Source organism: Aestuariivita sp. (assembly GCF_049276915.1).
Lineage (GTDB): Bacteria > Pseudomonadota > Alphaproteobacteria > Rhodobacterales > Rhodobacteraceae > Aestuariivita.
The window spans coordinates 1-6,606 of record NZ_JBASXK010000005.1; the positions used below are offsets into that span (position 1 = coordinate 1).

Sequence of the window (6,606 nt, forward strand, 5' to 3'; positions counted from 1 at the left end):
GTGCCAACATCGATCCGCGCGACAAATTCCAGACCATCAAGGTCAGCGAACCCGTTGATGCGGCGGCGTGCCTGAGCTTCGGGGGAATTGTCCTTGTCCAAGAGGCCGCGCGACGAATTGAGAATGCCCCGCACAAGGCTGCGGCCCATATTCGCCCAGTTCGGACCATTGGGGCTGTAAAGGCCGATCAGCGACCAGATCTTGCGCTTGGCATAGGGCCCGTCGAGCACCGTGTATTCGGCATCAAGATAAACAGACCCTGTGCTGCCCCTTTTGGCATAGCCGCCGGTCCAGCCCTGGCTGGGGTCGTCATACCCGCCGGGGCGCAGCGTCAGGCGTACCTTGGCCAGCGTACCCTTCGGGATGACATTGCTGTTTGATTGCGCGTCGTTGAAATCGTTCCAGAGAGACATGCGTGAAGTCCTTTCAGTTGGTGGTGTCGTTGGAGGGGGTGTTGGCCTGCGCCGGTGGGGGTGCCAGCGGTTCCGGGGCCGCATAGGAAAGGCGGCGGTCCGCAGGGATGAGCGGGCCCCGGATCTTGTCCATCAGCTTTCCGAGATGCGGAGGTTCGACCATGTCGAGACGCCCGGACCGATCCTTGGCCGGGAAACCCCAGGGATTGAGCGTGTGACAGACAAACCCGCGCTGAGGCGCTCCATCCTCGTCTGCAATGTCGGTCATGGTGATGACCTGGTCGACGATCCCGGGCAGTTCGAGCCCGGTTTTCGAGCCGTCGATCTGGGGCACGAAGATCTTGCGATTGAAGTCATCCAACTTCTGATCGAGGATGCCCACGAACCAGACATTCTTGCCGCGGGTATGCTGCAGATGCGTGAGCCACGCGATCATCTCGCGACCGTGCAACCCATAGGCCCCGCGCACGTCCGGCTTGCCTGTCTTTTCTGAGAGTGCCTCGGGCTGACCCTTGCACCAGCCAAAGCAGAGCCGACCCGCCACGGTGATCGAGTCGATGAACACTGTGTCGTATTTGGCCAGCACGGCTGGGTCGCCGTATTTCTCGCAGATCGCCTCGAAGTGCGCTTGGCTGTAGGGCTGATCGGCGCGCAGTGCCGGGTTGGGCCCACCGATGAACACTGCAAAATCCCGGCATTCCGTCCAGGTCCGCGGCCGGATCGCATCAATGGCCAGCCCCTCGATCGCAAGGTCTCCGGCCTCGAGGTCGAAAAACAGCGTGGTCGAGTGCAACAGTGTCCAGAGCAGCGATGTCTTGCCGATCCCGGACGGGCCAAAGATCACGCCCTTGATGCCGCGGTGTTCTGCCATGCGCTGGTCGGCGGTGATGATGGGGAGCGAACCGGTCATGTCGGCACCCGATCACACGGGGTGGTCTGGACGCTGTGCGTCAGGATCGCATCAAGACACCTCCCAAAGCTCCAGTCCGGATTGTCCGCCCAGAACTGGTCTGCCTGTCGCAGCGCGTTACGCCATTCGCGAAGGGCGCGTTGATCGTTGGCGATCTGCAGCTGGCGGATTTCGATGGCACGCTCAAACCCGGCGCGCGACAGCTGGCGCGTGGCGACAAGGCTGGTGCCGTCAATGTCCATGGCCACCGCAGCCGGAAGATGGAACGGCAAGGCCGCCTGCGCGGGCGCGGCGGATTTCTCCGCCTTGAGTTTGAGGCTGCGCGCACGCTGATCGATCCGCGTAACAACGCCGTCAATGCCTGCCAGATACTGACCATCCGCATCAATATCGTCCCAACGTTTGACAGCTGCCTCGCGCTTGTTGACCGCATGGCCTGCCATCACGTCGCCGATAATCTCGGCTACAACATCATTCAGTCGCATATGTCCCATTCTGGACCTCCTGTTCGTAAAGGGTGGTGAAGTCGGTGAGCCATGCCGCCGCGCGCCGCACGGGCGCGGTCTCAACGGCGTGGCGCGACGCTGGCGGAATGCGGCGGACCGCCTCCGACGGACTCGGCTGCTCGTCGATCCGCTCGACAATTTCCACGAGGCGTTCGTGAATGGCCCGATCTTCCTGGGTCCCAAACACCGCGATTTGGATGGCCTGCTGTTCGGGCGTCAGCGGAGCTGGCTTTGTCGCCTCGATCTGGCGGACGCTGTCCTGAACCCGCTGCAATCGGTCAAGTGAGCGTTGCAGCCGCTCTTCCGCTGCTTTGCGGACCGCAGACCGCGTGGGTTCTTCCCCGCGCTGCAGTTTTTCGTCGAGTGTCCGTCGTACAAAGCCAGGATCAGCGGCTTCAGCGTCCCGGATCAGGCGAGCGTCATGGATCTGGTCTCGCCGCAGACCGAGATCGGAAGCGGTCGTAACGTTGGAAGGTTCAACCTTACTTCGGCCGTGGCCCGCCACCTCGCCACGAGCCTGCGCAGCATCATACTCATTAGCGAGACGTCGCTTTGCGGCAGCTTCGATTTCCAGCGCATGGGCCTGCGCCCGATGCGCGGCACTGATAAGAGCGTCATGTGCATCCTTTGCCCGCCGCAGACGGGCTGCACGTTTTGCAACGTCGTAAGCAATGCCCGCCATCTCGCGTGCATCAAGAATTTCGGCCGAAGTCTTAGCATTCGAGAGCATGCTGGCCGCGCGATCGATCAGGCCGGGAAGGCTTAGATCGTTTTCGGGAACGGGAAGTAGTGCCGTCATTGATCGCCCTCCTGCGGGACAATCTCGACCTTCAGCGTGCCGGTGCGCACTGTGCGTGCCGGCTCAAAGCCCTCGCGAATTGCATCAGGCCAGGCCGTGTATTTGCGCTCTGACACCTTGAAGGTGATGTCGACATATTCGGCGAGGTCGTCGCCTGCAGCGCGGATGCGCGCGACCATGGCCGCCAGCTTTTCCTGATCCCAGTCGACGCGTTTGGGCAGATCTGCCACGACGGTGTAATCACCATCCGCGAGCCGCACCGTGCCGGTGTCCTTGCCGCAGGCCCGGCGCGCTTCGGCAGCGCGGGTGGCATAGCGCACTTCAAGGGCCGTGTTGAACCGCGCGCTCGCCATGCGCAGTTGCTTGGTTGCGTGGGCCAATTCAGCCTGCAGATCGGCCAGTAATTCCACCGGCATCTGCGCCAGTTCACCAGTCTGCATATTGAGCATGTCATCCACGCTCGGGGTGTTTTGGGGATAACTCATCGAAGGTCTCCGTTCTGGGGGAATGGGTCAGGCTGCCGCAGCAAGCTGCTTGACGGCCTGTTCGGTGCGGGATGTCTTGGGACGTGCGATGGCAAGGTAGGAAAACAGGTCGGGCCCAAGGCGCTCTTGAACGAGATGCACGAGACCGGTCCCTTCGCTCCAGAAGGCACGGTCACGTAGACATGCCAGTTCGACACGGGCATTCAGGTCCAAATCGGACGTGACCTTGTCGGCATCCACCGCGAGATGACCGCGGTGGTATTCCAGACGGTCGCCCGGCAAGGCCTGCGCCACCCAGGCACAGAACTGAATCTCGCTGATGGGCGACTTTTGACGGGTGATGGATGTGGGGCGCTTGCGCATTTTAATGACCTCCTGTTTGTCCATTACTCAGGCCCGCACAAAAACGTCCCACCCCGGGCCAAAGCCGGAGATGACGAGATGGGGTCGGAGGCGGCGAATGCGGCGATAGATGCTTGATCGGCTGCCAAAGCCGGCCTGCGTCAGTTCAGCGACAGGGTGCTGGGACAGGGCGCGGCAAAACCGACGATCGCTCGGGTAGAGGGATTTCAACGCCGTTTGCAGCGCAAGTTGGTCATCGGGCAGTTCCGATGAAACAGACGCATGATCCGTGGCGGTGCCTGTGACTGCCTCCAAGGGCAGCATTGCCCCGCCTTGGGCGGTCAGGCGGTCGCAGTGACGCGTCGCCAACCGGCTGGCCTGGTGGCGCATCACTGTTTTCACGAAGGCACCGAACTGTCCACGAGCGGGGTCGAAATGCTTCAGCCGCGCGAAGAGATCGACCAGGAGTTCCTGCCGGAAGTCTTCCGCGTCGTGTGTGGGAGCCCCGAGCTTGCGCTGCAGTCGGCCTCCCTCGCGACCAGCGAGTTGGATGATTTGGCAAATTTCTTCGGCCGACAAACCGCGGTCGGGCACGGCATGTTTGCCTTGGATGGAATTGTTCTGGCTCATGGAGTTCTCCGTCACTTTTGATGACGAAGTGATGCCAAACGCCCGGTATGCGGTCGTCCCACAGTTGGGATGTAAACGACGTTTTTTCAGAGACTGATTTCAAAGGGGAATTTTGGCGCTACACCGGCCCAGCATACGAACGCAAACCGGAACATACCGGCGCATACCAAATGCAACCCGAGTGCATACGAATCGTACCATCAATCCGGCAACAAAAAGCCCACCGGGATTCGGTGGGCGACGTACGTGGCGTTCGTGTCTGGGGGCTAGAGAGAAACCCGGCGCAGCCAGTCCTGGAAGTCGGGTGCGAGTTTATAATACCCGCGGCGACCAGGCACGATCACCAAAAGACGCTTCCAACCAGGATGCCGACTGAAAAGGCTCGCCATACGCTGCGAACTCGACCCGGCGGCGTCGAGGATTTCGAGATATTGAAGTTCACTTACGCCTTTTCTGTCCTGTTCACTCATGTATTTCAGAGCTTTCGCTTGCGTGTGCGAAAAGGAAAACGTCATCCCGTTGAATTCGAAGTATCTGAAATCAATATCAACTTTGCTCTCAGCCTCCACTGTCGTGCCTGCATTGTGCCTCAACGCCTGAAGATTTGCCCGTGTCACCAGGGCATCCACTCTTCCCAGACGCAACCCATCCCCTTCACGCAGATCCGCAAAGACCCCCTCCGGCAGCTCAACAGTACAGGCGGCGACCTCGCCGCTTCGCACGAGGCGATACGCATCGGCCGTCGATAACTGTGCGAGGGTATTCACCCATTTTTTGCCCAGGGGCACATAGACATGTTCATTATGGTCGACTTCCTCCCAGTAGTAGCGTTCGACCTGCTGGGACACCAATCGGATGCAGATCCTGAGCCTCCCAGACCACACGAGTTCCCGAATGACAGGATCCTTGAGCCCAAGTTCATCGGCGACCTCCGTCAGCTCAAAACACTCTCTCTCGACCAACATGGAATCGCCCTTTCCTCGAAATACTGTTCTCAATTTGTTCTTACGATCTTGACCTTTCCTGAACAATCCAGTTTTTTCCACAATACAAAGTTACTTGGGGACTAATTCGGGGATAAAGATGTCCATCTCAATCAGCGAACGCCTGCGGGCCAGGATCCGGCAACTGGGCATGTCCGTGGCCGAGGTCGCACGAGCGGCCGACGTCAACCGATCCTTCGTCTATGACATCCTCAGGGGGCGCTCTCTGACCCCAAGCCTGGAAAGGTTGACGCGAATTGCCGAGGTGGTTCTGGTCAGCCCGGAATGGCTGTTAACGGGAAAAGGCACCATCGATGGCGATGACCCCATCACGGAAGACTACAACAACGATTTTGTCGCAATCCAATCTGTAAAGGCCCGACCCTCCATGGGTGGCGGGGCATTGGTGGACGAGGAGCCCTCGCGCGGGCGGGACTACCATTTCCGACGCGCGTGGATCCGTGACCGTCTGAAGGCCGCGCCGTCGATGTTGCGGGTCATGGCCGTGGACGGTGACAGCATGACCCCGACCTTGCTTGATGGGGACACAGTGCTTGTTGACCTCAACCAACGCGGCCCCAAGCCGCCGGGCGTGTTTGTCCTGCATGACGGTATGGGGCTCGTGGCCAAACGGCTTGAGTATGTGCCCTTGAGCGACCCCGCCCGGATCCGGATCCTGTCGGACAACCCCCAATATTCCCCCTATGAATGTCTGGCAGATGAGATCAACATCGTCGGCCGTGTTCGCTGGTGTGGTCGAGAGATGTAGCCCGGACTTTGACAATGTACGGCAAGGACCATGTACTGGCTCCAAGACAAAAAACTGACGTTATTCGAGAAAGGTTTTACAAATGGAAGTGAGTGGGAAAATCATAGACATCTTGCCCGAAAAATCAGGGCAGTCCGCCAATGGGACATGGCGCAAGCAAGAATATATTTTGGAGACCGGCGGCCAATACCCGAAGAAGGTCTGTTTCATGGCCTGGGGTGACAAAATCGATCAATTCGAGATCAAACAAGGCGACAACGTCACGGTATCAGTCGATCTCGAGAGTAGGGAATTCAACGGTCGTTGGTATACAGACGTCAAGGCATGGAAGGTATCTCGAGACGGGAGCACGGGATATGAAAGCGCATCCCAGTCGCAAGGGAACAGCGCAGCGCATGGCTCCCCAAATCCATATGATGACGACATACCATTTTGAGTCTGGCGACAGGTCATCCCCACTGGGCGTAGCACTTGGCACCGTTGTCGATGTAACGTCCGCCTGGGACGTTTTTCCGCGGCGGTGAGTAATGGAATAGCAGAGCCAAGGAGCCTGCTATTCCATGAAACGCCCCAATCCACTGCATCCTGACAAAATGTCACCCGCTGAGCGACGTTCCGAACTCGCTCGCATTCTCGCAGGCGCGATTGTGCGCCTGCACTCAGCGAAAATTGCCCAGATACCGGCTGAAACCGGAGACAGTTCACTACACTTCCCGCGCAAACAGAGCGGTACTGCAACTCCAACTCAGAGGAGATCTGCATGACCACA

10 protein-coding genes are annotated in these 6,606 nt (G+C 59.3%); 2 read left to right on the forward strand and 8 right to left on the reverse strand.

The genetic code is table 11. From position 1 onward, the window contains the following. The 8 genes from WAO69_RS00320 to WAO69_RS00355 form a co-directional block, all read right to left on the reverse strand. Positions 1–413 (reverse strand): hypothetical protein (locus tag WAO69_RS00320; RefSeq protein WP_422175561.1); only part of this gene is annotated, 413 nt, incomplete at its 3' end. A gap of 13 nt (positions 414–426) precedes the next feature. Next, positions 427–1,323, reverse strand: coding sequence for an ATP-binding protein (locus WAO69_RS00325; protein WP_422175563.1), 897 nt, complete (start codon positions 1,321–1,323; stop codon positions 427–429). Continuing rightward, complete coding sequence (locus WAO69_RS00330; RefSeq protein ID WP_422175565.1) at positions 1,320–1,817, reverse strand: hypothetical protein; 498 nt, start codon at positions 1,815–1,817, stop codon at positions 1,320–1,322. The genes WAO69_RS00325 and WAO69_RS00330 overlap by 4 nt, the downstream gene beginning before the upstream one ends. Further along, a complete protein-coding gene (locus tag WAO69_RS00335) occupies positions 1,795–2,628 on the reverse strand; it encodes a hypothetical protein (protein ID WP_422175567.1) in 834 nt (277 codons plus the stop codon). Before WAO69_RS00335 ends, WAO69_RS00330 begins: the two co-directional genes overlap by 23 nt. Next, positions 2,625–3,113: a hypothetical protein gene (locus WAO69_RS00340; protein WP_422175569.1), complete on the reverse strand. Its 489-nt coding sequence runs from the start codon at positions 3,111–3,113 to the stop codon at positions 2,625–2,627. The genes WAO69_RS00335 and WAO69_RS00340 overlap by 4 nt, the downstream gene beginning before the upstream one ends. Before the next feature lie 27 nt (positions 3,114–3,140). Then, positions 3,141–3,476, reverse strand: a complete 336-nt coding sequence (locus WAO69_RS00345; protein WP_422175571.1) for a hypothetical protein — start codon at positions 3,474–3,476, stop codon at positions 3,141–3,143. Between the two features lie 27 nt (positions 3,477–3,503). Continuing rightward, complete coding sequence (locus WAO69_RS00350) at positions 3,504–4,085, reverse strand: sigma factor (protein ID WP_422175573.1); 582 nt, start codon at positions 4,083–4,085, stop codon at positions 3,504–3,506. A gap of 266 nt (positions 4,086–4,351) precedes the next feature. Beyond that, positions 4,352–5,050: a hypothetical protein gene (locus WAO69_RS00355; RefSeq protein WP_422175575.1), complete on the reverse strand. Its 699-nt coding sequence runs from the start codon at positions 5,048–5,050 to the stop codon at positions 4,352–4,354. Between the two features lie 118 nt (positions 5,051–5,168). Between WAO69_RS00355 and WAO69_RS00360 the strand changes: the two genes are divergently transcribed. Together WAO69_RS00360 and WAO69_RS00365 are read left to right on the forward strand one after the other, a co-directional pair. Then, on the forward strand, positions 5,169–5,837 hold the full coding sequence (locus WAO69_RS00360) for an XRE family transcriptional regulator (RefSeq protein WP_422175577.1): 669 nt from the start codon (positions 5,169–5,171) through the stop codon (positions 5,835–5,837). Between the two features lie 82 nt (positions 5,838–5,919). After that, entirely contained in the window at positions 5,920–6,273 is a 354-nt protein-coding gene (locus tag WAO69_RS00365; protein ID WP_422175579.1) for a DUF3127 domain-containing protein, read from the forward strand. Positions 6,274–6,606: the final 333 nt, after the last annotated feature.